General features: G+C 70.5%; 17 protein-coding genes. 14 read left to right on the top strand and 3 right to left on the bottom strand.

Annotated features, from left to right (window positions below; genetic code table 11):
- The first annotated feature begins 69 nt into the window (after positions 1-69).
- From RIC11_RS03825 to RIC11_RS03795, 7 genes are all read left to right on the top strand, one after another.
- On the top strand, positions 70-1,380 hold the full coding sequence (locus RIC11_RS03825; protein WP_350208541.1) for a DUF1501 domain-containing protein: 1,311 nt from the start codon (positions 70-72) through the stop codon (positions 1,378-1,380).
- A 74-nt stretch (positions 1,381-1,454) separates the two neighbouring features.
- The gene (locus RIC11_RS03820) at positions 1,455-3,818 is read left to right on the top strand and encodes a PPC domain-containing protein (RefSeq protein ID WP_350208539.1); all 2,364 of its coding nucleotides are present in this window, start codon (positions 1,455-1,457) and stop codon (positions 3,816-3,818) included.
- Entirely contained in the window at positions 3,815-6,265 is a 2,451-nt protein-coding gene (locus tag RIC11_RS03815) for a DUF1549 domain-containing protein (RefSeq protein WP_350208537.1), read from the top strand. The genes RIC11_RS03820 and RIC11_RS03815 overlap by 4 nt, the downstream gene beginning before the upstream one ends.
- Positions 6,266-6,361: 96 nt before the next feature.
- Positions 6,362-8,605 carry a c-type cytochrome domain-containing protein gene (locus RIC11_RS03810; RefSeq protein ID WP_350208535.1) on the top strand — a complete coding sequence of 748 codons (2,244 nt, stop codon included), beginning with the start codon at positions 6,362-6,364 and terminating at the stop codon, positions 8,603-8,605.
- Positions 8,606-9,243: 638 nt separating this feature from the next.
- A complete protein-coding gene (locus tag RIC11_RS03805; protein ID WP_350208533.1) occupies positions 9,244-9,651 on the top strand; it encodes a GntR family transcriptional regulator in 408 nt (135 codons plus the stop codon).
- Positions 9,648-10,589: an ABC transporter ATP-binding protein gene (locus RIC11_RS03800; RefSeq protein WP_350208531.1), complete on the top strand. Its 942-nt coding sequence runs from the start codon at positions 9,648-9,650 to the stop codon at positions 10,587-10,589. Before RIC11_RS03805 ends, RIC11_RS03800 begins: the two co-directional genes overlap by 4 nt.
- Positions 10,590-10,689: 100 nt before the next feature.
- Positions 10,690-13,827 (top strand): ABC transporter permease, encoded by a 3,138-nt coding sequence (locus RIC11_RS03795; protein WP_350208529.1) that lies wholly within the window; start codon positions 10,690-10,692, stop codon positions 13,825-13,827.
- A 210-nt stretch (positions 13,828-14,037) separates the two neighbouring features.
- Here the strand turns inward: RIC11_RS03795 and RIC11_RS03790 are convergent, their stop codons facing one another.
- Both RIC11_RS03790 and RIC11_RS03785 read right to left on the bottom strand, forming a co-directional pair.
- Positions 14,038-15,993: a preprotein translocase subunit SecA gene (locus RIC11_RS03790; protein ID WP_350208527.1), complete on the bottom strand. Its 1,956-nt coding sequence runs from the start codon at positions 15,991-15,993 to the stop codon at positions 14,038-14,040.
- An 82-nt stretch (positions 15,994-16,075) separates the two neighbouring features.
- Positions 16,076-16,681, bottom strand: coding sequence for a hypothetical protein (locus RIC11_RS03785; protein WP_350208525.1), 606 nt, complete (start codon positions 16,679-16,681; stop codon positions 16,076-16,078).
- Positions 16,682-16,941: 260 nt separating this feature from the next.
- Here RIC11_RS03785 and ndk point away from each other — a divergent pair, with 260 nt between their 5' ends.
- The gene (ndk, locus tag RIC11_RS03780) at positions 16,942-17,400 is read left to right on the top strand and encodes a nucleoside-diphosphate kinase (RefSeq protein WP_350208523.1); all 459 of its coding nucleotides are present in this window, start codon (positions 16,942-16,944) and stop codon (positions 17,398-17,400) included.
- 126 nt (positions 17,401-17,526) lie between these two features.
- On the opposite strand, the gene RIC11_RS03775 is transcribed toward ndk, so the two are convergent.
- Positions 17,527-18,066 carry a chemotaxis protein CheX gene (locus RIC11_RS03775; protein WP_350208521.1) on the bottom strand — a complete coding sequence of 180 codons (540 nt, stop codon included), beginning with the start codon at positions 18,064-18,066 and terminating at the stop codon, positions 17,527-17,529.
- Positions 18,067-18,226: 160 nt separating this feature from the next.
- Here RIC11_RS03775 and RIC11_RS03770 point away from each other — a divergent pair, with 160 nt between their 5' ends.
- From RIC11_RS03770 to RIC11_RS03745, 6 genes are all read left to right on the top strand, one after another.
- Positions 18,227-19,165, top strand: a complete 939-nt coding sequence (locus RIC11_RS03770) for a lysophospholipid acyltransferase family protein (RefSeq protein ID WP_350208519.1) — start codon at positions 18,227-18,229, stop codon at positions 19,163-19,165.
- A gap of 182 nt (positions 19,166-19,347) precedes the next feature.
- Positions 19,348-22,647 carry a right-handed parallel beta-helix repeat-containing protein gene (locus RIC11_RS03765; protein WP_350208517.1) on the top strand — a complete coding sequence of 1,100 codons (3,300 nt, stop codon included), beginning with the start codon at positions 19,348-19,350 and terminating at the stop codon, positions 22,645-22,647.
- Between the two features lie 97 nt (positions 22,648-22,744).
- On the top strand, positions 22,745-23,080 hold the full coding sequence (locus RIC11_RS03760) for a Rieske (2Fe-2S) protein (RefSeq protein ID WP_350208515.1): 336 nt from the start codon (positions 22,745-22,747) through the stop codon (positions 23,078-23,080).
- 55 nt (positions 23,081-23,135) lie between these two features.
- Positions 23,136-24,098, top strand: a complete 963-nt coding sequence (locus RIC11_RS03755) for a GNAT family N-acetyltransferase (RefSeq protein WP_350208513.1) — start codon at positions 23,136-23,138, stop codon at positions 24,096-24,098.
- Between the two features lie 118 nt (positions 24,099-24,216).
- On the top strand, positions 24,217-24,990 hold the full coding sequence (locus tag RIC11_RS03750) for an ImuA family protein (protein ID WP_350208511.1): 774 nt from the start codon (positions 24,217-24,219) through the stop codon (positions 24,988-24,990).
- Positions 24,935-26,482, top strand: a complete 1,548-nt coding sequence (locus RIC11_RS03745; RefSeq protein ID WP_350208509.1) for a DNA polymerase Y family protein — start codon at positions 24,935-24,937, stop codon at positions 26,480-26,482. Before RIC11_RS03750 ends, RIC11_RS03745 begins: the two co-directional genes overlap by 56 nt.
- Positions 26,483-26,488: the final 6 nt, after the last annotated feature.

The following is a 26,488-nucleotide window of genomic DNA, read 5'->3' as shown; positions in this document are numbered from 1 at the left end:
CGGCGTTGGTAAACTCTGACGCCGTTCGCCGCGGATTCCCCACCGATTTTCCTTCGCTGAGGCGACGACATGCTCTCGCTCGACTGGCGGCCGCTGGACCGCCGCGACTTCCTCGCTAGGGCCGGCCTCGCCGGGCTCGGCGTGCAACTGGGGGGGCTCCTGGTTCCCAGCCCCAGCCAAGCCGCCGCCAACCGCTACTCCGCGCCGCCGGTGCGGGCCAAGAGCGTCATCCACATCTATTTGACGGGCGGCCTCTCGGCGCAGGAGTCTTGGGACCCGAAGCCCGAGGCGCCGATCGAGTACCGCGGCGAGCTCGGCTCGGTCGCCACCAAGCTGCCCGGCGTGCGGTTTGGTGAGCTGCTCGACCACACCGCGAAGATCGCCGACCGCCTGACCGTCGTCCGGTCGATGACGCACGGCGAAGCCGCCCACGAACGCGGCCAGCACAACATGCTGACCGGCTACCGGCCGAGCCCGGCGCTGCTGTACCCGAGCCTCGGCAGTGTGGTCAGCCACGAGTACGGGCCGCGCAAGAACCTGCCGCCGTACATCGCGATCCCCGGTGAGGTGACCGCGTTCGGCGGGGCGGGCTACCTGAACTCGGCCTTCGCCCCCTTCAGCGTCGGCGGCGACCCCGCGCAGGCCAACTTCGAGGTCCGCGACCTGAACCTGCCCGAGGGCGTGTCCGACGAGCGCTACCACCGCCGGCTGAAGGCGCTCGAGGCGGTCAACCGCGCGTTCACCGCGCGGGCCGACTCCGACGCGGTCGCCGCGATGGACGCGTTCTACGAGCGGGCCAAAGACCTCATCGGCTCGCCCGCGGCGCGCGAGGCGTTCAACCTCAAGAAGGAGCCCGACGCGGTCCGCAATCGGTACGGACGCAACCAGGCCGGCCAGCGGATGCTGCTCGCGCGGCGCCTGGCGGAGGCCGGCGCGCGGTACGTGGCGCTCACCTACGGCGGCTGGGACCACCACCAACAGATCACCAGCAACATGCGGCGCCTGACGCCGGCGTTCGACCAGGCGTTCAGCACGCTGGTGCTCGACCTGGAGGAGCGTGGCCTGCTGGACGAGACGCTCGTCATGGTGTCGTCGGAGTTCGGCCGCACGCCGAAGGTCAACGCCGACGCGGGCCGCGACCACTGGTCGAAGGTGTTCAGCGTCGCGCTGGCCGGCGGCGGCGTGCGGCGGGGCGAGGTCGTCGGCTCGTCGGGCCCGACGGCCACCGAGCCCGAGGACACGCCGGTCTCGCCCGAGGACCTGGCGACCACGGTGTTCCACTTGCTCGGCATCCCCGCAGCGAAGGAACTGATCGCGCCGGGCGACCGCCCGATCGAGATCGTCAAAGGCGGTCGCGTACGCGACGAGTTGCTCGCGTAGCCGTCGGGCCGCTGCGGCCCCCTGCCGCCACCGCCCCGCCCCTGCCACACCGAGGTGTCCGAGTGGAGTCTGTCTTGGTCCGAGCCTTGAGCGCGACGGCGCTGCTGCTTGCCGGCGCCGTGGCGTTGGCGGCCGATCCGCAGATCGATCGGCTCGAGCCGCAGGGCGTGCGCCGCGGCGCCGACCAGGCCGTGCTGATCCGCGGCGCGCGGGTCGGCGTCGAGCCGCAAGAGCTGGTGCTCTACGAGCCGGGCGTGGTGGTCGAGAAGCTCGAGCGGGTCGATGACAACGCCGTGAAGGCCACCCTCGCCATCGACGAGCGGTGCGAATTAGGCCGCCACGCGGTGCGCGTCCGCACGGCTAGCGGGTTCAGCAACCTGGTCACGCTCCACGTGGGCGCGCTCGAGCGTGTCGACGAACAGGAGCCGAACAACACGGTCGAGACCGCGCAGGCGATCGCCTGCGACCGGGTCGTCGACGGCGTGGTGAAGCGCGAGGATGAGGACGTGTTCGCCGTCGACCTGGTCGAGGGCCAGCGGCTGAGCGTGGAGGTCGAGGGCTTGCGGCTCGGCCGCACGTTCTTCGACCCGGTCGTTGAGTTGCTCGACGCGAACGGCGCGCCGCTCGCGGAGAACGACGACCGCACCACCGCCTACTCCGACCCCTACCTGACCCACACGGCCGGGGCGGCGGGGCGGGTCTACGTGCGGGTCCGCGAATCGGCCTACCGCGGCGACGACCGCTCCTCGTACCTGCTGCACGTGGGCGACTTTCCTCGGCCCGAAGCGGTCTTCCCCCCGGCCGTGCAGGCCGGCGCCGACGTCCGGCTCGAATGGGTCGAGGCGTCGGGCGAGCGGTGGTCGGCCCCCTGGACCGCGCCGAACGAGGCGGGCCGGGTGGTCGATGCGTACGCGGTCGACGACCGCGGCGTCGCGCCCAGCGGCGCGCCGGTGCTGCTCTCGAGCGAGCCGCCGACACCCGAAGCCGAACCGAACGACGGCCGGCCGGACGCGACACCAACGCCGGCGCCGGGCGTAGCGGTCGGGGTGATCGGCAAGCCGGGCGACACGGACTTTTGGCGATTCACCGCAACGAAGGGCCAAGTGATCGACCTGCGGGTCCGCGCGCGGGAGCTGCGCTCGCCGCTAGACGGGGTGCTGCGACTGTTCGACTCGAGCGGCAAGCGGTTGGCGGGCGCCGACGACGACCGTGGCGACCCCGACCCGACGATCCGCTTCACCGCGCCGGCCGACGGCGAGTACTTCGCGCAGGTCGAAGACCGACTGAAGCGGGGCGGAGCGTCGAGCACCTACGCCCTCGAGGCGAGCCCGCCGGCGCCGGAGGTCGAGCTGACTCTGGCCGAGCGTCGCCGCTTCGAGGCAACCACGGTCGACACGCCGCGTGGCGGCAAGACCGCTGTGCTGTGGACGGTCACCCGGCGCGACACGCGCGGCCCGCTCCAGTTCGCCTTCGATAACCTGCCGCCGGGCGTGACCGCGGAGTGCTTCCCGCTGGCGGCCGATTACAACCGTGTGCCGGTGGTCTTTCACGCGGCGGCCGACGCTCCGCTGGCGGGCGCGCTGGCTCGGCCGCGGGTGGCGTCGGGCGACACCGCGGAAGGGGCAGGCGACCCGCCTGTCGACGCGTCGATCGCTGCGCGTTTCGAGCAGCAGACCTGGCTCGTCCGAGGACGCAACAACCGGGCCGTCTGGAGCCACTTCGCCGACCGGGTGGCGGTAGCGGTCACCGAGCCGGCGCCCTTCTCGGTCGCGATCGACCCGCCGAAAGCGCCGCTGTGCCGCGGGGGATCGACCGAGCTGCGGGTGACCGCCGAGCGGGCGGAGGGCTTCGACGCGCCGATCCGCGTGCTGATGCTCTACCACTCGCCGGGCGTGTCTTCGAACCGGTCGCGTTCGATCGCGAAGGGCCAGACCGAAGTGATGATCCCGGTGACCGCGAACGACAAGGCGAAGACCGGCGAGTGGCCGATTGTCGTCACGGCCGAGGCCAACGTCGGGGGCCGGTTGTGGGCCTCCAGCGGGTTTGTCTCCCTGGCGGTGGCCGAGCCTTACTTCGATGTGGCGGTTCCGACCGTCACCACACGCCAGGGAGAATCGGCCACGATGGCGATCGGGATCACGCCGCGCAAAGGGTTCGAGGGCGTGGCCACTTTGGAGTTGATCGGCCTGCCGCCCGGCGCGAGCGCACCGGCGGTGGAGATCGCTGAGGGCGCCGAGGCCGCCGACGTGCCGATCACCGTCGCGGCCGACGCGAAACCCGGGCGCCACCGCGGCGTGCGGTGCCGCGTGCGGCTGGCGGTCGACGGCGCGCCGGTCGTTTACACGCAGGGCTACGCGGAGCTGCGGATCGATCCGGCCGAGCCGCCGGCGCCCGGCGACTCGCGACAAGCCGCCAACCCACGAGGCCTCGCTCGATGAGCTTGCTCCGATACTCGCTGCCGCTTCTCGTCGCGGTCGCGGTGCGTCCGGCCTCCGCCGAGGAGGCCTCGCCCACGCGGCTGGTGGAGCTGGCCGTGTACCCGCCGCACGTGGAGCTGTCGGGCGCCGACGCTTGGCAGCACGTGATCGCCGTCGCGAAACAAGCCGACGGGCTGACGATCGACGTGACGGACTTGGCGAGTTGGCGCGTCGTCGATGGGGCCGAGCCGTCCGAGGCGATCGGGCTCAACGACGGCCGGCTCGTCGCAGAAGGGGAGGGGCACGCGCGGGTCGTCGCCGAGTTCGCCGGCCTCCGCGCCGAGGCCGATGCCCTCGCCCGTGGTGGCGACTCGGCCGAGCCCGTCAGCTTCCGCCACGACGTGATCCCCATCCTCACCAGCGCGGGGTGCAACTCGGGCGGCTGCCATGGGGCGTCGCGGGGCAAGGACGGGTTCCGGCTTTCGCTCTTCGGTTTCGACCCTGCAAGCGACCACCACAACCTCACGCGCGAGCAAGTCAACCGCCGGCTGAACCTCGCCGTGCCGGAAGAGAGCCTGCTGCTGCTGAAGGCCGTTGGCGGCGTCACCCACACCGGCGGAAAGCTGATCGACGAGGGCAGCTGGGGCTACCGCCGACTCCGGAAGTGGATCGCCGACGGCGCGGCGAGCGACCTCGGCGACGCGCCGACCGTCACCGCCGTGTCGCTCTACCCGCCGGCGGCCGCGATCGGCGCGGGCGGGCAGACGCAGCGGTTCGTCGCGGTCGCCGAATACTCCGACGGCCGGTCGCGCGACGTGACCCACCTGGCGGTCTTCCAGTCGAGCAACGAGTCGTCCGCCGCGATCGACTCGTCGGGCAGGGTCACCTCCGACCGCCGCGGCGAGGCGTTCGTCACCGCGCGGTTCGACACGCACACGGTCGGATCGCAGGTGCTGGTTCTGCCCACCGACGAAGCATTCGAGCCCCGCGAAGAGCCGCCCGCCAACTACATCGACGAGCTGGTCGACGCGAAGCTGCGCACGCTGCGGGTCCACCCGAGCGGCAACGCGACCGACGGGGAGTTCCTCCGCCGCGCGACGATCGACATCGCCGGACGTTTGCCAACGGTCGAAGAGCTAGAAGCGTTCCTCGCCGACAGCGAGGAGGACCGCCGCACGGTGGCGATCGACCGGCTGCTGGAGGACCCGGGCTTCGACCACCTGTGGGGGCAAAAGTGGTCCGACTTGTTGCTGGTGCGGACCGAGCCGAACCGCGTCGAGTACAAGCCGATGTTCTTGTACTCGCAGTGGCTGACCGAGCAGATCGCCGCCCGCCGGCCGCTCGACGAGATGGTGCGCGACCTCTTGTCGGCGAGCGGCACGACTTTCGACACGCCGGCGACGAACTTCTATCAGATCGAGCCCGACCCAAAGAAGATCGCGGAGAACGTGGCCCAGTCGCTGCTGGGCATCCGCCTGCAATGCGCCCAGTGCCACAACCACCCGTTCGACCGCTGGACGATGGACGACTACTACGCGTTCACGGCGTTCTTCACGCAGATCACCCGCAAGCGGACCGACGACTACCGGGAGTGGATGGTCTACAACCGCGGCACGGGCGAGGCGAAGCACCCGGTCGACGGCCGCAACGTGAAGCCCCGCTTCCTCGGCGGCGAAGAGCCCGACACGAAGCGCCGCGACCGCCGCGGGGTGCTCGCCGAGTGGGTCGCGTCGCCGCAGAACCCGTACTTCGCGACGAGCGTCGCCAACCGGGTTTGGGCGCACTTCTTCGGCGTCGGGGTGGTCGAGCCCGTCGACGACGTGCGCGTCAGCAACCCGCCGAGCAACCCGGCTCTCTACGAGCGGCTCGGCGAGAAGTTCGTGGAGTACGACTACGACCTGCGGCGGCTGGTGCGCGACATCGCCACGAGCAACGCGTACCAGCGGTCGTGCGAGCCAAACGACTCCAACGCCGGCGACCGCCGCAACTTCGCCCACGCCTACACGCGCCGCGTGCCGGCCGAGGTCCTCCTGGATTGCCTGAGCCAGGCGACCGAAGCCCCCGAGAAGCTGCCCAACCTGCCGCTGGGCGCGCGGGCGACCGAGCTGGCCGACGGCCGCGCCGGAAACTACTTCCTCACCACGTTCGGCCGCTCCAAACGAGAGACCGTCTGCGCCTGCGAGGCGAAGGACGACCCGACGCTCTCCCAGGCGCTGCACCTGATGAACGGAGCGACCGTGCGCAGCAAGATCGCGGGCGGGAAGCTGATCGAGCGGCTGCTCGACGAGGGCCGCACGCCGGAGGAGGTTCTCGAAGATCTCTGCCTGCGGTCGCTCGCTCGCCGGCCGACCGACGAGGAGCGGGGCGAGCTGCTCGCGATCGTCGGCGAGTCCCCACGCCCCGTCGAGGAGCTACGCGACGTGTTTTGGGCGCTGCTCAATTCGAGAGAGTTCTTGTTCAACCACTGATAAGCCTTCGAGTTCTTTGTGGGGGGACTTCGGGCTCCCACCAATTGAACTGACTTCCCACAGTCGGACCGAGTTGCGGCGCAGCTTGGAGAATCGATGCCCCTCAGTCACACGTTCCCGGCACGCGCAGCGCTCGCCGCCGGCCTTCTGACGATCGGTTCGGCGGCGATTTGCGCCGAGAAGGTCACGTTCGACGATCACGTCAGGCCGATCCTGCGCGAGCACTGCGCGGGTTGCCACAACCAGGACGACGCGGCGAGCGACCTCGCGCTGGACAACTACGACGGCGCGCTCGCCGGCGGCGCCGGCGGCGAGTCGCTCGCGCCGGGCGACCCGGACGGCTCGCGCTTGTGGCTGCTGATCACCGGCGCAGAGGAGCCCGCGATGCCGCCCGGCGGCGACAAGCTGCCCGAAGCGCAGCTCGCGGTGATCCGCGCGTGGATCGAGGGGGGGCTGCTCGAAAACAAGGACTCCAAGGCGAAGGCCTCGCGAAAGCCGGCGGTCGCCGCCGTCGAGGCGGGGCCCATCGGCGAGCCGGAAGACCCCGCCGTGCCCGACGGGGTGTTCCGCCAGCCGGTTGTCACCGCGCCGACGCCCGGGCCGGTCGACGCGGTCGCCGCCAGCCCGTGGGCGGCCGTGGCGGCCGTGGCGTGGCAGCGGCAGGCGTCGCTGTACGATGTGGCGTCGGGCGAGTTGCTCGGCGTGCTGCCTTACTTGGACGGCGCGGTCCGGGTGGTCCGGTTCAGCCGTGACGGCTCGCTCTTGCTGGTCGCCGGCGGCCGACCCGCGGCGGCGGGCACGGCGGCCCTCTACGACGTCGAGTCCGGCGCGCGGCTCGCCACCGTCGGCGACGAGGTCGACGCGGTGCTCGCCGCCGACCTGCGCGCCGACAACGCCGCCGTTGCGATTGGAGGACCGAACAAGAAGGTGCGCGCCTACCGGGTCGCCGACGGCGAGACCCTCTACACGTGCGAGAAGCACACGGATTGGATCACGGCTCTCGCCTACAGCCCGGATGGGCGGCTGCTCGCAACGGCCGACCGGGCAGGCGGCCTGCGGCTGTGGCAGGCCGACGGCGGGCACGAGCGGGCCGACCTCCGCGGCCACAAGGCGGCGGTCACGGCCGTCGCGTGGCGGCGCGACGCGGGCCTGCTCGCCAGCACCAGCGAGGACGGCGCGCTCCGCCTGTGGAGCGCCGACGGCGCCCCGATCAAAGCGATCGACGCGCACCCCGGCGGGGCGATGGCCGTCTCTTTCGCGCCGGATGGCCGCTTGGTCAGCACGGGCCGCGACAAAACGGTGAAGCTCTGGAAGCCCGACGGCGCCGCCGCAGGCGAAGTAGCGAAGCTCGACGACATCGGCCTGTCGGTCGCTTTCACGCACGACGGCGCCCGAGTCGTCGCCAGCGACTGGACCGGCGCGGTTCGCTTGATCGACATCGAGAGCAAAGCCGCCGCTGCCGAGCTGGCGCCCAATCCGCCGACGCTCGCTGAGCGACTGACCGCGGCCGAAGGAGGTCTCGCCCAGCAGCAGGCTGCACGCGACGCGGCCGCGCGAGAGCTCGAGAAAGCCGAGCGGGCCCTCGCCACCGCCGAGCAGCAGCACGCCGAACACGACGCCCGCATCGCCGAAGCGGAACTCGCGCTGGCCGACGCGGCCGAAAGCCTGGCCGACGCCCAGGCGCAGGTCGAAGCGGCCGACGGCGCGGTGGCTGAGGGCGAAGCTTCAGAGGCTTTGGACGAAGCCGGGCCCGACCCACAGCAGCTCGCCGACGCGGTCGCCACAGCGACCCAAGAGCGCGACGCTGCCGAGCGTCGGCTCGCGACGCTCGCCAATCAGTCCGCCGGTTTGCCCGACCTGGCCCCCCTTCGCGCCGCCGTGAACCGCTGCCGAGAAGCGGCCGCGCAGGCAGCGAGGGCCTACGACGCCGCCGTGGCCGCGCGCGACGCGGCCGCCGCCGAGGCCGCAGCCTACGCGGCCAGCGGAGAGCGGCTGACCGGCGAAGTCGCCGCGGCGACGGCCGCCGCCGAAGCCGCCGAGCGGCACGCCCAAGCCCTCGCCAAGCAGCGCGACGAAGCGGCCGGAGCGGCCGACGCGGCGGGACGCGAGGTCGCCGAGCTCGAGAGCCAACTCGCGCGGCTACGCGAGCGCCTGACCGCGGCCCGCGCCGTCCAATCCGAAGCGAGCCAGGCCTCCAGCAACGCGCAATCCCAATCCGCGGCGGCGGACGCGGCGCTCGCGACAGCCCTGCGGGAGCGGCTCCGCGCCGAATCGCTGCTCGACACAGTGCGGGCCGTCGAGGAGTTCCGCGCAGAGCGCGCGGCCGACGCCTCGCGTTAGCCGCCGTAGTTGGCGGCTTCCCATTCCGCCGGTGGCGTCGTGCGGACGCGCCTCGCAGGTCGTCGGCTACGGCGCTGAGCGCGACTTCCTCATCGCCGAGACGCCGCCGATCAGCAGCACGACGGGCATCGCGAATAGGCCGATCCTGTACCACACATCGCGTTCCGCTTGGCCGTTCCCCAAGCTCCAAATCGCTGCGAGGGTGGTTACAGCCGCTAACGCAAAGCAAAGGATTGCTAGGCCGCGCATGGCGCTGCTCCGATAGGGTCGACGGCGCGCCCGGCGAGGGGCGCCGCCGCGAGGAGGGAAGAGAAGCGGCCGTTGCTCACGGGAGCGACGGCGGGAGTTGCGGTTGCCGAAAAGTTGTAACGCCGAGCTTAGCCGCCCTCGGACTTCGGACGCAACCTTTGCCGGCTGCCGAGGAGTCGAGGCCTGGTTCGGTCACGGGGTTCGGTTGCTGCTCACAAGCGAGTCGGACAGCGACAATCCTGGCGGCACGGTCTGATTCTTGTTCCGGCGGGCAGCCGACCCCCCGCGCTGACGCCGCGGGGTTCACTCTCAGACGAGCTGTTGACACCGCCCGCGTTCGCCGGTACTGTACCACCGTAGTAGAACACTAGTTCGCCCCGCCGGCCGCCATGTTCCTGCGCGTCAACCCAACGAACGGCGTCGCGGTCTACGACCAGATCGCCAGGCAGGTGAAGTTCGCCGTGGCCGACGGCGCGCTCGCGCCGGGCGAGTTGATCCCCAGCGTGCGCGAGCTCGCCCGGGAGCTGGCCGTGAACCCGAACACGGTCGCTCGCGCGTACCGCGACCTCCAGTCCGACGGCGTGGTCGAGACCGCGCCGGGCGTGGGGCTGGCGGTCTGCGAGGGCGCGCGGCGGGCGTGCCGCGCGGAGCGGCGTTCGTTGCTCAAGGAGCGAGTCCAAGCCGCCCTCCGGGAAGTGGCCGACGCGGGCCTCGCGCCGGACGAGATCGAGTCGCTGGTCCTGGGCGAGCTCGAGCGGGTCAAGAAACAAGCTTCTCAACGAAGGGGTTCGCCGTGACGCCTACGATCCGAGTCGAGGGGGTGACCAAGCGTTTCGGCGGCACGACGGCCGTCGACGGCGTGTCGCTCGACGTGCCGCCCGGCTGCGTTTTCGCGCTGCTAGGCGAGAACGGCGCGGGCAAGACCACGCTGGTGCGCATGCTGCTCGGCCTGCTCCCGCCCGACGACGGCGCGATCGGCGTGCTCGGTCTCGACAGCCGCCGCAGCGGCGAGGCGATCCGGCGCCGCGTCGGCTACGTGCCCGAGCGGCCCACCCTCTACGAGTGGATGACGGCCGCCGAGATCGGCTGGTTCACCGCCGGCTTCTACGCCGACGGCTACGAGCAACGCTACCGCAACCTGCTGGACCAGTACCGCGTGCCGACCCAGCGGAAGATCGGCAAGATGTCCAAGGGCATGCGCGCGAAGGTCGCGTTGTCGCTCGCCATGGCGCACGAGCCGGAGCTGCTGGTGCTCGACGAGCCGACCAGCGGCCTCGACACGCTCGTGCGGCGCGAGTTCCTCCAGAGCATGATCGACATCGCGGCCCAGGGCCGCACCGTGCTGCTCTCGAGCCACCTGATCGGCGAGGTCGAACGGGTCGCCGACCAAGTGGCGATCATGCGGGCCGGGAGGGTCGTCGCCGTGGACCCGCTGGCCGAACTCAAACGCGGCGCGTTCGAGGTCACGATCACGACCGACGCGGCCACCGCCCAGCTCCCCCCCGCGCCGGGCCGCGTGCTCCGCCAGACCCACCGCGGGCGGCAGTGGCAGGCGCTGCTGCGCGACGTGGAGGACCCGAGGGAGATCGACCGCATCGGCGGGCACGGGTCGGTCGTCGCCGTGGAGTCGCGCACGCCGTCGCTCGAAGAGCTTTTCGTCGCGTACATGACGGCCGAGCCGCAGGCGACGTCGACAGCGCCGGCTGAACAGCCGTTGGGCGTGCAAGATCAGTAGTCCATTGGTTGTGGGAGGGGTCTGGAGACCCCTCCCACAGCAAGAAAACCCCACCCGGCCGGAACACACGCCGCCCAAGTAGAAGCGGGGATACCCGGACATGCAAACCGCCACCGCTGAACCGATGATCGCCGCGACGCGGCCCGACACGTGGCGCCTGGCGCGGCGGTTCTTCTGGAAGGAGCGCCGTCGGCTGACGGGCCTCGCGATCGCGGTCGCGGTCGGCGCGGTGTTGTTGATGCTCGCGCACGCGGCGCTCGCATTGCCGTCGGCGCCGCCGGGCGTGAGGCTGGTGGTGGCTTTCGGCGCGGCTTGCTTGATGGCGGTCGCGGCGGCCGTGACGGTGTTCGCCGTCGAGCACGAAGAGAACACCGTGACGCTCCTCCGCACGCTGCCGCGCAACCGCGCGGCGCTGGTGGTGGGCAAGCTGGCGGCCGCCGCCGCGGTGACGCTCGTGCTGCTCGCCGCGTTGGTCGCGGTCGCGACCCTGCTCGACCGGGGCGCCGTGGCGCCGCGTGGCGGAGCGATCGCGGGGCAGGGGTTTGTTTTTCTGGCCGAGGCGCTCGTGTTCGGGCTGCTGTCGTCGTTGCTGGTGCGGCAACCCCTGCTGGCGGCCGTGCTGGGCATCGGCGCCGCTTCGGTCGCTTCGCAGCTCGCGATCTTCGCGTGGGCGCCCTCGGCGCACGGGTTCACGCTTCAAGATTTCCAAGCCGCCACGCCCGTGCGGCTGGCGATCGTCGCGCTGGTCGGCGTGATCGACGTGGGCCTCGGCCTGCGGTGGCTCGACAGCGGAACCGCCGCCATGCCATCGTGGCGGCCACGCGCCACGGCCAAGCCGACGACGACAGACTCGCCGAAGCGGCGGCCCTGGCGCTCCACGTTCGGCCGCTTGTGCTGGCAGACCTGGCGGCAGTCGTGGCGGACGATGCTCGCCGCGCTCGTGCTCGGGCCGTTCTTGACCGCTTCGACGGCGTTGATCGTCGGATTCTCTGGCGTTTGGAGCCAGACCGCCTCGATGCTGACCGCGCTGTCGCTCGGCTTCACGCCGGCGCTGTACGGCGCGCTGGTCTTCCGAGCCGACCAACGCGGCGAGAGCTACCGCTTCCTCGCCGAGCACGCCGGCCGCCCGCGGACCACCTGGCTCGCGCGGCAGGTCGTTTGGCTGACGCCGCTGGTCCTCTTTGGAGCACTCGTTACGGCGGGTGTTCTCATCTGGGGCGTGTACGTCGAGTTCGATGTCGGCAGATTGTGGTACGGGAATATCTACACGATGAACAATAGCGCCCAGGGCCTGTGGGCGAGCATCGTCGATCAAACGCGGACCGGCCTGCACGCGACCGCGGTGCTGTGGCTGACCGGCTTGCTGGCCTATGCGGTCGGCCAACTCGCGTCGATCGCGATGCGGAGCGATGTGCTCGCGGGCCTGGTTGCGCTGGTCGCGTCGGTCGGCGTGATGGCTTGGGGCTTAGTCACTGGCTTCTGGCTGCTGCCGCCGGGGTGGTTCATCGGGCCGATCGCGGCCCTGTTGTTGGCGGCCGGCTGGCTCCGTTCGCGGGACTGGATGTTCGAGCGCAGTAGCTGGAAGAACTGGCTCGCGCCGGCCGCTCTGGTGGTCGCGCCGACCGCGATCGTCGTGTGCAGCGTCCCCTCGGCGCGGCTCGCTCAGCTCGACGACCCCGTGCTGCTGCGGCACGGCTACGCGGGCTCGTTCTTCCCGAACGAAGGGGGCGACATCTTCACGCTCGCCGAAGAGGCCCGCGAGCGCCGCGAGCGGGGCAAAGAGGTCGCCGACGCGTACCGGCGGCTTTTGAGCGAGTACCTTGCGGCGCGGCATCCCGGCTCCGGCGGAGAGTTTGGCATTCGCGCTACTCAACCGGCCAGTGAAGGGCTGGAAGGGAAGCGGCTCGACGCGTGGTTTGGAGAGGTCATCGAATTGAGCAAGGTGGATTGCCGCTTGCCGCGCGACGTGTTTGGAGCATCCTCCTTCAGGGGTGTTTCCGGCTCGTTGATCATGGTGCTGCTAGACGGCGTGGCCGATTCCGACGCGAGCGACAATGCTGATGCTATGCCGGCGCTCGCTCGACTTGGGGCCGCATGGCGGATCGACGCGCAGCAGCCACTGCCGTTGGGCAGTGTCACGTGGCGCGGCGACTGGTTGCTGGGGAAAGCCACCGTCGATTGGGCCCAAAGCGCCGTCTCCGAACAAATTCTCAAACTCATACAGGAGATCCGCGCGATCAAGCGGGCCAATGTCGGTGAGGGCGTTGCGCGGGTAATGGACGCGTACCTGCAAGCGGAAGAGGTCCTACGCGGCGACTCTCCGCCGGTGTTCCTCGCTAGAGAGGATCGAACTGCTACGCCGCTCCGCTGGCTCGCTTACTCGTCGCTGTCGGCGCCGGGCGAGCGAGAGCGCGCCGGGCGGGCGCTCGCCGTGATTACCAGCGCCCAGATCGATTGGTTGGCGGCGATGGACGTGTTCGCCGTTTCGGAACGCGTCGCCGGTCCTCGGACGCAACCTTGGTGGGAACCGACCGCCACAGCGTTGGTCATGGCGACCCAAGAATACGAGTTTCTCGCGGGCAACGCGACGAAAGGGATCCGCCGGGCGCCGACGTCCGAGCGGATCGAGTGGCTGCGGCATGCGCGGTCGAGCGCCGCCGTTTCGCACGATGTCGCGGGTACCATCGAAAATCGAACCCTGGCGCAACTGTTTCATGAGCAGCTCGCGTACGCAGCGCGGCGGCGCGTCGAGTTGGTTCGGCTCGCCCTGATCGCCTGCCACCGCCGCGAAGGCGTGTATCCCGAGTCATTAGACGCGCTTGCGCCCAAATACCTGCCCCAGGATGAGCTGTTCGATCCGTTCAACCACGAGCTTCTGGGTTACGACCCCGACGGCTTCGAACACGAGGTCTTCAACTTCCAAGCGACTGAGCGGCTAGCCGGGAAGAACGTTGGATTAGTTTGGTCGCGTGGCCTCCACCCCGTTGAGCCGCAGACGGTTGAGTTGCGAGTGGCTTACGACCAGGAGGGCAAGCCGCAAGGCAAAGTTAAGGAGGGACTTGATTTCGAGGAGCGTGGCTGGACAACCGAAATGCGGACCGTCACGCTGCTGATCGATAGCACGAATTGGTACGGCGTCTCAGATGGCTTCGTCAGACGGCTGCCGAGGCTCGACCGCTCCGGCATTGATGCGCCCACCGGCAGCGACACAACCAACGCGCTCGATCCCCAGCCGTAAGGTGAACCCGCCGGCGGTTGAGCGTAGACATCGCCGACCCACGACGCGCCGATAAAACCACCCACGCTACCGTATTCAGCGCGAGCCGATGGCGTTGGCCGCGGGCGACGTGTCGCGACGGCCCCCGGCTTCGATCGCCCGACGCTAGCGCGTTCGGCTCAAGCCGAATCCTTGGCGGCCTTGGCGCTCTTGGCGTCTTGGCGGTTCCTTCTAACCCGCCGTGTCCAGGTACGGGTCCTGGCTCATCTGCCGCTGCATCTTTTGCCGCTCTTTTTCGTGGTAGAGCAGCACCTTGCGTTCGCGGAACTGGCGGCGTTCGACCTTCTGTTGCGCTCGGGTGAACATCGCTTCGAGGCCGGTCAGGCGGGCGTCGCCGGCCGACTTGCCGCGCGCCGCCAGCCGCTCGGAGCGTTTCGGGCCGAAGCCTTGCAGGAGGATCTCGTCGTCGAGCGCGAGGAACTGGCGGTAGCTGCCCGGGTCGCCCTGGCGGCCGCAGCGGCCGATGAGCTGGCGGTCGATGCGGCGCGACTCGTGCAGCTCGGTGCACACCACGTGCAAGCCGCCCAGGTCGTGCACGCCGTCGCCGAGCTTGATGTCGGTCCCGCGGCCGGCCATGTTCGTCGCCACCGTGACGCGGCCGAGCTGGCCCGCGGCGGAGACGATCTCCGCCTCCTTCGCGACGTGCCGCGCGTTGAGCACCGTGTGCTCGACGCCCGCCTCGCCGAGCAGGGCCGAGAGGGTCTCGCTCTTGTCGATCGAGCGGGTGCCCACGAGCACGGGCCGGCCGTCGCGGTTGACCTCGAGGATCTCCTCGACGATGGCTCGCCACTTGGCCTGGGCCGTGCCGAAGATGAGCGTGGGCCACTGCTTTCGGATCGGCGGGCGGTTGGTGGGGATCGGCAGGCAGTGGACCTTGTAGATCTTCCGCAGCTCCGGCGCGCTGGTGCTGGCGGTGCCGGTCATGCCGGCCAGGCGGCGGTAGCGGAGGAAGAGGTCCTGGATCGTGATCCGCGCGGCCTGGTTAGTCGCGAAGGTGATCTCGACGCCCTCCTGCGCCTCGATCGCCTGGTGGATGCCCGCGCGCCACTTGCGGCCCTCGGCGAGGCGGCCGGTGAACTCGTCGACGATGACGATCTCGCCGTCGCGGACGATGTAGTGGCGGTTGAGGATCATCTCGCGGCGGACCTTGATCGCGCGCTCGGCGTACTCGTAGATCTCCAGCAGCGGGATGTGGTCCAGCGCGTCGGGCTTCGTCAGCGCGCGCACACGCCGGCGCCCGGCGAGCGTCAGGTCGACGCGCTTCTCCTTGTGGTCGTACCCGTAGTGCTCGTCTTCTTCGAAGCCGGCGGCCTCGGCGGCGGCCCACTGGTACGCCTCGGCGGCGATCTGTTCGTCCGCGCCGGGGGCCGCGCTGATGATCAGCGGCGTGCGGGCCTCGTCGATGAGGATGCTGTCGGCCTCGTCGACGAGCATGAAGTGCAGGTCGCGTTGCACCGGCTTCTCCCCCTGGGCGACCGAGCCGGTGAGCATCTCGCCGAACAGGTCGCGCGCCCCCTCGCTGATCCGCCGCTTGAGCAGGCGGTCGCGGAGGAAGTCGAAGCCCATCTCGTTGGCCGTCCCGTAGGTGACGTCGCACGCGTAGGCCTCCTGCCGCGCCGGCTGCGGCATCTGCGACTGGATCACCCCGACCGACATGCCCAGCGCCTGGTAGACGGGGCCCATCAGCTCCGCGTCGCGCGCGGCGAGGTAGTCGTTGACCGTGGCCAGGTGCGCGCCCTTGCCCTCGAGCGCCGCCAGGTACATCGGCAGGGTCGCGGTGAGGGTTTTGCCCTCGCCGGTTTGCATCTCGATGATCGAGCCGTGGTGCGCGGCGATGCCGCCGAGCAGCTGGACCTCGAAGTGCCGCATGTCCCGCTTCCGGCGTCCGGCCTCGCGCACCAGGGCGAACGCCTCGACCAGCAGCCGCGAGAGCGGCTCGCCGCTGCGGGCCCGGTAGCGGAGCGACAGGCTCTCCTTGCGGAGGTCGTAGTCGCTGAGTCCCTCGAGCTCGGGGGCGCGGCGGTTGATCGGGTCGATGTAGCCCGCCCACCGCGCGAGCAACCGCTTGACCGGCCCGCCGGCGAGCGATTGCAGCTGACGAGTAGCGCCTTGCGGGACCGTCTTCAAGGGCGCGGGGGGCGTTGCGGGGAGCTTCGGGACCGGACGGCTCTATTCTAGATCGTTGCGAGCCGCGTGGGGACGCGCGGGCTCAACGCCAGCCGGTCGTCGATCCCCCCGGCGACGCGACACGCAGCGGCGACTCGACGCCGGTCTCCCCCGGCAGGCGCACCCGCGGCGAGGCCGCGTTCGCTCCGCGAACCGGCGCCGAACCGGCGATCCACCCGCCGACGACGTCCCCCTGGCCGTTCGACGCGAGGGCCTCGGTCGTCGGCGCCGCGGCGGGCCGATTAGGGCTGCCGAAACGCACGCTCGAGTTGTCGCCCGGCACCGCGATTGCTTCGCCCGACGCGGCGAGTTGCGAGCCACTCGGCGAGCGGCCGGCGTCGGCGCCTTGGTAGTTTGGGTAGGCAGGCGGGGCGACCTGGTCGCCGTAGACCGGCGTGGCGGAGCCCGGCGCCGGGCTGGCAGCCGGCGCCGCTGGCTGCGGCGCAAAGGTCGCAGGCGCCTGAGGATAGCCCGGCGCCTGCGGGTAATAAGGCGACGCGGCCGCCGGCGGCGCGCCCGCACGCAGCGGCGGGGGCGGCACCCGATCGGCCGTGTTGAACGGGTTTGGCACGGTTGTCGTGCTGCTGCTGCAGCCCAACAGGCACGCGGCGACTGCGCCGGCGACGAGGGCGAGTTGGCGTCGGTCCATTCCGCTGCGCCCGGGTTCGGGGTGGAAAGCCCCTGAAGGGGCCGACTGTTGCGGGAGGCTAGCAACCTGCGGGGCTGTGTCTAGGCTGATCGGCCGCGCGGCCCGGTCGAGTCGGCTGGCCGCTGATCGCGCGGCGCGGCGGGCCACGGCGGACTCCGCGACCCGGCCCACAGCGAGGGTGTGGTTGAGCAACGGCGGGCGGAGGCTTAAGATTTGCGGCCCCGAACCGAGCCCGCCCTTTCAACAGTACCCCGCCCGCAATGCAACGCACGCTCATCCTGCTCAAGCCCGACTGCTTCCAGCGTCGGCTGCTGGGACGCATCATCACCCGGTTCGAGGACAAGGGGCTGAACTTCGTCGCGCTGAAGTTGCTGCACATCACCCCCAAGCTGGCGAAGGAGCACTACGCGGAGCACGTCGAGAAGGCGTGGTACCCCACGCTCGAAGCCTTCATCACCGGGGGGCCGGTCGTGGCGGGCGTGCTAGAGGGCCTCGAGGCGATCGCGGTTGTCCGCGAGATGCTCGGCGCCACCAGCGGCATCAAGGCCGCGCCCGGCACTATCCGCGGCGATTTCAGCTCGAGCCGGCAGATGAACCTGGTGCACGGGTCGGACGGCGAAGAGGCCGCCCACCGCGAGATCGCGCTGTACTTCAAGCCAGAAGAGATCGTGGCCAACACGCCGGCGATTGCCACGTGGATGCGGGCCGCCGATGAGTAGGCAGTAGGCAGAGGGCAGTAGGCAGTAGGCAGAGGGCAGAGGGCAGAGGGCAGAGGGCAGTGTGTTGGGCGGCGAATGGTCGGCTGGCCAGTACGGCTCCTTGCCTACTGCCTTCTGCCAACTCCTTCAAAGCTTCAGTAGCGACAGCGTCACGTGGAGCAGTCGATCGGTTGCGATGATCGCGTTGTGGTTGTCGACCTCGAACACAACGTCTAGCAGTTCGATCCCGCGCGCGAACGCGACGTGGTAGCCGTCGCCGACGATGACCGAGGGGACGGTTATCTGCGCGAATGCCCAGTCGGTGCTCGACAGCGCCGACTTCACGCCGCCGACGAGGATGTTGGCGACTTCGCCGACGCCGTCGACCACCTGGGGATTGATCTTGTCGTATGGCTCTCCGAGGAGGCCATCGACCAGGTGCAGAGCCAGGCTGGCCGACATCCCCAGAGCCGCGAAGCCGCTGACCTGACCGTGCAGTCCGATCAGGCCTGTGATCTCGCTCTCTTGACGCGACGGGCGGCGGGACACGCCGACACAGGTCCCCTTCGCCCCGCACATCAGCAGCGCCTTGGGCGTCGATTCGAGCACCGCCGCGCAGAGGGTTCGGTTGAAATCGATCAAGAGGCCGTCGGTAGGCGTTTCGTCGATGATCGCGGAGTTGGCCATGAGCTGTGCTTTTCTCGGACCGGGGGCGCCGAAGTATCCGTCCGGAGGACTCGCAGCGGCGGCGGGCCGTGAGGATTTCGCTCCGGTTGCCGGGGAGGCTGTCGACTCAAGCGGCACAATCGCCATTTGAGGAAGCCGGCCGATCCGCCAGACTGCGGCGATGCGTCGCTCCCGACAAGCTCCGATCGACTACGCCGGGTACCTCGCCCTCCGCGTGGCTGTCGCCGGGGTGCAGGCCGCGCCGCTGTGGGCGTGCGAGCGAGCGGCGGGTGGGGTCGCTTGGCTCGCCCATCACGTGCTCCGGCTCCGCCGCCGTGTGGTGGACGAGAATCTTGCCACGGCGTTCCCGGCTTGGTCCGCCGCGGAGCGCGAGGCCACCGCGTTGGCGATGTGGCGGCACCTGTTCTTGATGGTCGCGGAGATCGCGCACGCGCCCCGCAAGGTGCACCGCACCACTTGGCGCGACTGGGTCGAGCTAGAGCACGACGACGTGGTGCTCCGCGCGTTGCTCGACGAAGGGCCCAAGGTGGTAATCTCCGCCCACTACGGCAACTTCGAGTTCGGTGGCTATCTGCTCGGCTTGTTTGGCTTGCCGACCCACACGATCGCCAGGACGATCGACAACCCCTACGTGGACCGGTTCGTCAACGAGTTTCGCGGCCGGACCGGCCAGTACATCTTGCCGAAAGACGGCAGCCGCGAGGAGGTCGAGCGCGTCCTGTCGGCCGGCGGGGTGCTCACGCTCCTGGGGGACCAGTACGCCGGACGCAAGGGGTGCTGGGTAGACTTCTTCGGCAAACCCGCGTCGACCCACAAAGCGGTCTCGCTGTTCACGCTCACCTACCGCGCGCCGACGGTCGTCGTCGGCGTCCAGCGGCTGGGGGGGGCGGCGCTCCGCTACCGTGTGTCGGGGGTCGACTCGGTCGACCCCCGCTCGGCGGACTTCCAACTCGGCGCCACGCCGCTGATGACCGAGTGGTTCACCCGACGGATCGAGGACGTCATCCGCCGCGAGCCCTCGCAGTACTGGTGGGTCCACCGCCGCTGGAAAGGGGCGCCGGGCGCGGCGCGTCGCAAGCAGCCGCCGGTCGCCGCCTGAGCGACGCCGACACGGCTTGGGACGGAATCTTCGTTAGTTTCTGGCCGGCCGGAACGAGTAGCGAGGAGGCGGTCCGTGGTTGTGCTGCGGCAATCCGCCGATTCAACGGAACCGAGAGGCTCGCGCTTGCTGCGCCAAGTGCTGCTTGGCTCGAACACGAGCGGCGAGCGAAGGGGAGAGCAGTGCAAGATCGGATCCAGGCCCACGGAGGCCGGCGGAGGAAGGCCCGTGCGCGCCCACGGCGTGCGGAGCTGAGCCTCGAAAGGCTAGAACCGCGGACGGTCCTCGCCACGGTCTACCCGCTAGCGAACGCCGGGTTCGAAGAGCCCGATTTGGCGGACGGCGCGCCGCCCGCAAATGGGGCCGCTGGTTGGTCGGTCAGCGGCGCCCCGCGGACCTCTCGAGACAGCCCCGCGGCGCCCGCCGGCAGCGCCGCCGAAGGGGATCAGTTCTTGCTCGGCGACGCCAGCTTCTGGTCGCTCAGCCAGAGCGGGCCGACCGTCGCCGCGGGCCGCCGGTACCTGCTGTCGCTCGACGTGGCCCCGTTGGCCAGCGGCGACTCGAGCCTCTCGGTGCTGCTGCGCGCCAACGGGGCGATCGTTGCCGGCGCGGGCGACTTTGTCTCGGCGAACCCGGCGATCAGGTTCGTCGACATCCCCGAAGGCCAATGGACGAGGGTGGTCGTCGGGTTCAGCAGCGACGCGCTGCCGTCGTTCATCGGCCAGACGCTCGAGGTCCGCGTCGGCGGCTCGCATTATGCGGTCGACAACGTGCGGCTCGTCGAGGACGCCGACGCACGCGACTTCTACGTGAGCGCCGCGCCCGGCAGCGCCGGCGACGGAGCGACGCCCGACGCGCCGCTGGCGGGCCTCTCCGCCCTGGCGCCGTACCTGCCGCTGCTGCCGGGCGAGCGGGTGCTGCTCCGGGCCGGCGACGTGTTCACCGAGGAGCTGAATCTCCGCGGCAAGGGCACGCCGGCCGACCCGATCACGGTGTCGCGTTACGGCGACGGGCCCAACCCGATCCTCCGGCCGGACGACCTCGAGTTCGGGCGCGGGCTGGTCTGGACCAACCCCAGCCACGCGCAAATCAGCGGCATCGACGTGGAGCGCGCCAAGATCGGCTTCTACCTGCGCTACGAGTTCGACGACCCCGGCGGCGAGAACGTGCAGATCGAGGACTCGCACTTCCGCGACCTCTCCGACCCGACGCTCGATCCCTCGAAGCACAACTTCGAGTACGCGTGGTCCGACGCGATCTGGGTCGGCGGTCAGGCGTGGAACGACGCCGAGTTCTCGACCCGTCTGGACGGCCTCACGATCCGCAACGTTTCGAGCACCAACGCGGCGCACCTGTTCGGCACGGGCTGGTACTTCCCCGCGCCGTACAAGAGCCGCGTGACGAACCTGCTGATCGAAGACAGCGTCGCGTACGGCAACCTGGCCGGCGCGTTCCAGCTGTTCGGCGTCGACGGCGGCGTGATCCGCCGCGTCCACTCGATCGGCGGCGGCGGGCAAGACACGTGGAGCGGCACGACGCTCGGGTTCGTCCAAGACTCCCGCAACCTGCTGATCGAACAGAGCGAGTTCGCCTACATCGACCGCGCGCAGGCGGCCGACGGCAGCGGCATGGACTTCGAGGGGAACTCCGACAACGTGACCTTCCGCGACAACGTGGTCCACAGCAACGCGGGCTCGGGCCTGCTCATCCTCGGCACCGGCGGGCGGAACACGAACCTCGTGATCGAGCGGAACGTGTTCTACAACAACGCCGTCGACCCCTGGAACAGCGAGATCAACAGCGAAGCGCAAGGCTCGAACGACACGCACACCGGCGTGCTGCGGGACAATGTCTTCTACCGCGGCGACCCGTCGATTAATTTCCTCTCGCCCGGCGCCAACTGGTCGGGCTTTGTGCAGTCGGGCAACCAGTACCGCGAATACGGCGAGGCGCTCGACCGCCCCACCCGATGGGAGTTCGACACCGACGGCGACACCGAGGGCTGGGGCGGCCTCAACGACTGGGCGGGGGCCGCCGTCGCCGGCGGGGTCTTCGGCGGCGCCAGTTCGGGGCCGGACCCCTTCGTGGAGTCGCCCGCCACGTGGGCCAACAGCCGCGAGACGCCGTACGTGTGGATCCGCATGCGGCAGGCGACGGCCGGCGCGGCGCAGCTGTTCTACCAGACCGAGAACGACCCGACCTGGAGCGAGGCCAAGAGCGCGGCGTTCAGCGTGATCGCCGACGGCGAGTTCCACGACTACTTCGTCGACCTGGGCGGCGTCACGTACGCGACGGAGGTGATCTCACGGCTCAGGATCGACCCCTCGATGGTCTCCGGCGACGACTTCGCCATCGACTTCGTCCGCTTCACCGACAGCACCGACCCCGCCCAGTCGCCCCCGGCGGCGCCGCTGCCCGCACCGCAGAGCGCGCGCTTGGTTTCGATCGCGAGCGAAGACGGCCACGTGCTCGAGTCGGCGCGCGACAGCGGAGTCGGCGGCAGCTTCTCGTCCGGCGAGTGGTACTTCCGGCTCGGCGACGACGCGTCCAACCGCGCGTACCGCCCGGTGCTCTCTTTCGACACCGGCTCGTTGCCGGACGACGCCATCATCACGCAGGCGACAATCGGCATCACACGGCGCGGCGGACCGACCGGGACGATCCCGATCGGCGTGGCCGACTCGCCGTGGGGCGACCTGATCGTCGATCTGGCCAGCCCTGCTTTCGGCGCCGAGGCCTTGCAGGCGAGCGACTGGCATGCGGCCGCGACGCAGCAGCAGGTGTCCAAGTTCGCTTGGCCCGCGTACTCGGACCGCCAGACCATCTACAGCCGCCTGGACGATCCGCACCTGCCCTTGGTCTCAACCACCGACCGGACCCAATTCCGTGTGCGCTACGCCAACGACGACGACGGCGACGGCGTTGCGGACTACATGCCCTACGCGACGTCGAACCACCCCAACAGCACCTACCACCCGACGCTCACAGTCGAGTATTACCGGCCTTCGCTCGTTGCCGGCGACTACGACCTGAACGGCCTGGTCGACCAGGCCGACTACGGCGTGTGGCGCCGCAACTACGGGTCGACTTTCGGGGTCGGCCTGCTAGCCGACGGCAACCGCGACGGCCGCGTCGACGCGGCGGATTACTCCGTCTGGCGAGACGCATTGCACGCGGCGCCGGCCTTGGGAGCCGTTGAATCATCCGTCGACCCGCCCGAAGCGCCGACCGCTTTCGCAGCCTATTCCCTCGTCGCCCCGCTGGCCGACGCGCCGGAAGATCCGCTCGAAATGCAAAGTTCCGCCCCGCCGGCGCCGGCGGCTGGCGACACGCTGCTGCTGTTGGCCGCTGACGAAGTGTTCGCCGAGTGGTCGGTCGCCGACGACGCGGAGCAGCCCCCATCGCCGGGCGAGCCCGATGCGGAGTCCGACGCCGAGGCTCTTGAAGCCCTCTCGCCCGCGGCGCTCTCGGACCGGGTCTGAGCGGGCGTCCCAAGCCGCGTTACAACTGGGGGGCGAATCCGGGATGCGACGCCGCGCACGGGGGGCGGCGCCCGCCAGTCTCTTGTAGAGCGACCGCTTGGACAGCGAAGACCAACAGCCTTGGGCAGCGGCCGCACGGCTCGACGGCGTGCCGCCGGGCCACGTGGTCGAGACGGTCGTCGGCGACGCGATCGTAGCGATCGCCAATGTCGATGGCGAACTGTACGCCCTCGACGGCCTGTGCGCGCACCAGGGGGGGCCGCTGGGCAAGGGGCGCCTGGAAGGCTGCGTGCTCACGTGCCCTTGGCACGGCTGGCAGTACGACGTGCGGACCGGCGAGCAGGTGCTCAGCGGCAGCATCCGCCAGAGCCGCTATCGGGTCCGCGTCGAGGGCGATACGATCTGGGTTAAGCCAGCGACGACCGCTCCATGACCGGCGGCCGGCGCCGCGTGGCGGTTTCCTGGTCGCAAGCAGCCCACTTTGCGTCGTGTTCGAGATCCGGCCGTTCCGCAATTCGGACCCGCCCGGCATCGCGTCGGTGTGGCGTAGCCAGCCCCCGCACCGCGGGCTGACCCGGCCGGTCACGGCCGGCGTGCTCGAGCTGTGCGTGTTCTCCAAGCAGGTGTTCGACCCGGAGGGGATGCTCGTCGCGGAGCGGGGCGGCGAGGTCGTCGGCTTCGCCCACGCGGGCTTCGGTCCCGACGAGCGGGGCGAGGCGATCGACACCACCCTCGGCACGACCCACCTGCTCATGCTGCGGGCCGACGCACAAGACGACGCGCTAGCCGACGAGCTGATCGCCCGGAGCGAGGCCTACCAAAAATCCCGCGGCGCCACGGTGCACTACGCGGGCGGCATCCGCCCCCTCGACGCATTCTACTTGGGGCTCTACGGCGGCAGCGAGTTGCCCGGCGTGCTGGAGTCGGACCCGCTGCAGATGGCGCATTTTGTGCGCAACGACTACACGGAAGCCGCCCGGGTCGTGGTGATGCAGCGTGAGCTGACACGCTACCGCTTCGGCGGCCCCCGCGAAACGCGGCAGATCAAGCGCGACACCTCGGTCGAGCAAACGGTGCTGCCGCCGCCCCGGCACTGGTGGGAGGCCTGCGTCACGAGCGGGCAAGACCGGCTGCGGTTCGGCCTCCGGGAGCGGAGGACCGGCGCAGAGATCGCCCACGTGTTGTTCTGGGACATCGAGCCCCTGGCGACCTCGTGGGGCATCCCCACGGTGGGCATGGTCGATTTGTGGGTCGACCCGTCGCACCGCCGCAAGAAGGCGGCGACCCACCTGTTGAACGAATCGCTGCGCCTTATGCAGCGTCGCGGTGCGGCGATGGTCGAGGCGCAGACGATGGCCGAGAACAAGGCCGCCCTCGCCCTTTACGAAGAAATCGGCTTCACGCCGATCGACGAGGGCCGCGTGCTCCGCCGGGGCCCCAGCACGGGCTGAGTGGCCCAGCGGCCGGCGTTACGCCGGAGAACGCGCCGAGCCCCCGCAGTCTCTCGCTTGGCGAGCGCCGAAAAAGATTTGCTTGACGCAGGAGTGTTCAAAAGTACACTCTCTCGCCATGCAGGCGCCCGACCCAGAAAAGCTCCGAAAGCTGCAACGCCTCCGCGAGGAACTCGGGGCTAAAGGCGTGTTGCACACCTTATCGGCGCCGCCCGAAGCGCCCGCTGCGAGTTGGCGGCGCCTCGCGCCGGGCTGGCCCGGCCCCCGTTTGTTGCTCGACCTGATCGAGGCCGAGCCGGGCAGCGGGGCCGCGCTAATCGGTTTGTGGCTGTGCCGTTTGGCGAGCGGCCGGCGTGGTCAGCTTGTGGTGATCGATCCGCGCGGCGTGTTCTACCCGCCGTGCGCGATCGCTTGGGGCGCCGACGCGCGTCGGTTGTTGTTGGTCCGCCCGGGGGATCAACACGACGCGATCGCGGCGACCGAGTGTGCGCTGCGGAGCCGCGCCGTCTCGGCGGTGTGGGCGAACGTGGGGCGGCTCGACGACCGAACGTCGCGCCGCCTGGTGCTCGCCGCCGAGGCGGGCGAGGCCGTCGGCGTGCTGGTCCGGAGCCGGCGACACGAGTCCGAGCCGAGTTGGGCCGACGCGCAGTGGCGCGTCGAGCCGGCGCCGACGCCGCCGGGCGGTGTCGGAGACCTGCGACGCGTCCGGCTGGTGCAAAGCCACAACCGCCACGGCCCGGCCGGCCAGACCGCCGACCTGCAGATCGATTGGCGGACCGGCCACATCGACGACGCCCCGCCCGCCCCGACCAGCGACTCCAGCGAGCCTCTCCCCGATGCCCGGCCGACCGACCCACCGCAGCCGACGCATCGCCTGCGTGTGGCTTCCTGATTGGCCCGTGCAGCGGCGCCGGCTCGCCGAGCCGCTGCTCGCGCGTCGGCCGCTGGTCATCGGCGCGGCCGACAGCCGGGGCGAGCGGGTGGCCGCCCTGTCGGACGAGGCGCGACGCTTGGGAGTGCGGCCCGGCATGACGGTCTCGGAGGCCGAGGCCCTTTCCGGACACGGCGTGCTGGCGGTCGCCCCCCACGAACCGGGCGCCGACCGGCGGGCTCTCCAGAGGCTGGCAGGCGGTTGCGAGCGTTACAGCCCGGTTGTCGCCTTGGAAGACGCCCCCGAACCTTCGGCCCTGCTGCTCGACTTGACCGGCCTTGCGCCGTTGTGGCGGACCGAGGCCCGGCTGCTCGCGGCTCTTGTCGGGCATTGCCGGCAGCAGCGGCTGTCCGCACAGATCGCCGCGGCGCCGACAGTGGGCTTGGCGATTGCCCTCGCGCGCCACGAGGTGGCGCCCGGCGGCGCCGCCGTGACCGTCGACAACAGCGTGTGCCGAGAGAGGGCCGAAGGCCTACCGGTCGAGTCGCTCCGCCTGGACGCGGGCACGCTGGAGCGCCTCGACGCGTTGGGCGTGCGTCAGCTAAGCCAATTGCTCGTTTTGCCGAGCGACGGCCTGCCGGCCCGGTTCGGTCGCTTGTTGAGCAAGCGGCTCGCGCAGCTTACCGGCGAGGCAGACGAGCCGCTCGTGTCGTTCCGTTCCGCTCCACCGTTGGCCGCTCGGTGGCCGTTCGAGACCGCGGTCTCCAGCTACGAGCCGTTGCGACGGGCGGTCGATGAGCTGATCGCTCGGTTGTGCGCCGTCATGCGGCGTCGGCGTTGCGGCGCGTTGCGGGGGCTCGTGGTCTACGAGTTCGCCGACGGCGGCGAGCACCAGAGGATCGTGCTGCGTCTGTTCCGCCCGACAAACTCGGCGAGAGAACTCTCGGAGCTCGTCGCTCTTAACGCCGGGGGTCTGAGGCCCCGCGGGGCGGTCGACGCGGTCGGCGTGGTGATCGGCTCGACGGCGCCAGTCGAGCGGCGCCAGCGCCGGCTATTCCACGACGACCCCCGAGACGACCCCCACGAGTTGGCTCTGCTGGTCAACCGCTTGGCGACTCGCTGCGGCGCCCAGCGGGTGACGCGCGTCTTGAAGCGGCGCAGCGTTCTCCCCGAGCGTGCCTACGGCTTGTCGCCGGCTGTCGACGAACCGGGCCGAGAGTTCCCGCTCGCCGACGCGCTGCGTGAGCGAACCCGCCGCCGGCCGCTGCTGCTGGACGCGGCCGGTGAGCCGGCTCGGGTCGAGTCGGACCCGCACGGCGCGCCGGTCCGGGTCGAGCACGGCGGCTGGCGGCGCGTCACGCGGTGCTGGGGACCCGAACGGATCGAGACCGGTTGGTGGCGCGGCGCCTCGGTGCGACGCGACGCGTACTGGGTCGAGCTCGCCGGCGGCGCGCGGCTGTGGCTCGTGTGCGACCTGGCGTCGGGCCAGTGGCGCTACTCGGGGCGTTCCTAGGAGGAG

This window comes from Botrimarina sp., from assembly GCF_040219535.1.
Lineage (GTDB): Bacteria > Planctomycetota > Planctomycetia > Pirellulales > Lacipirellulaceae > Botrimarina.
The sequence above is the reverse complement of the archived record's forward strand: the minus strand, read 5'-3'. Positions and strand labels throughout refer to the sequence as shown.

Bases quoted from the DNA above. Each gene is read 5' to 3' on its own strand.
- RIC11_RS03805 (WP_350208533.1), top strand. From the start codon at position 9,244: ATGTTCCTGCGCGTCAACCCAACGAACGGCGTCGCGGTCTACGACCAG.
- RIC11_RS03810 (WP_350208535.1), top strand. From the start codon at position 6,362: ATGCCCCTCAGTCACACGTTCCCGGCACGCGCAGCGCTCGCCGCCGGC.
- RIC11_RS03785 (WP_350208525.1), bottom strand. From the start codon at position 16,681: ATGGACCGACGCCAACTCGCCCTCGTCGCCGGCGCAGTCGCCGCGTGC.
- RIC11_RS03750 (WP_350208511.1), top strand. From the start codon at position 24,217: ATGCAGGCGCCCGACCCAGAAAAGCTCCGAAAGCTGCAACGCCTCCGC.
- RIC11_RS03815 (WP_350208537.1), top strand. From the start codon at position 3,815: ATGAGCTTGCTCCGATACTCGCTGCCGCTTCTCGTCGCGGTCGCGGTG.
- ndk (WP_350208523.1), top strand. From the start codon at position 16,942: ATGCAACGCACGCTCATCCTGCTCAAGCCCGACTGCTTCCAGCGTCGG.
- RIC11_RS03745 (WP_350208509.1), top strand. From the start codon at position 24,935: ATGCCCGGCCGACCGACCCACCGCAGCCGACGCATCGCCTGCGTGTGG.
- RIC11_RS03795 (WP_350208529.1), top strand. From the start codon at position 10,690: ATGCAAACCGCCACCGCTGAACCGATGATCGCCGCGACGCGGCCCGAC.
- RIC11_RS03775 (WP_350208521.1), bottom strand. From the start codon at position 18,066: ATGGCCAACTCCGCGATCATCGACGAAACGCCTACCGACGGCCTCTTG.
- RIC11_RS03825 (WP_350208541.1), top strand. From the start codon at position 70: ATGCTCTCGCTCGACTGGCGGCCGCTGGACCGCCGCGACTTCCTCGCT.
- RIC11_RS03770 (WP_350208519.1), top strand. From the start codon at position 18,227: ATGCGTCGCTCCCGACAAGCTCCGATCGACTACGCCGGGTACCTCGCC.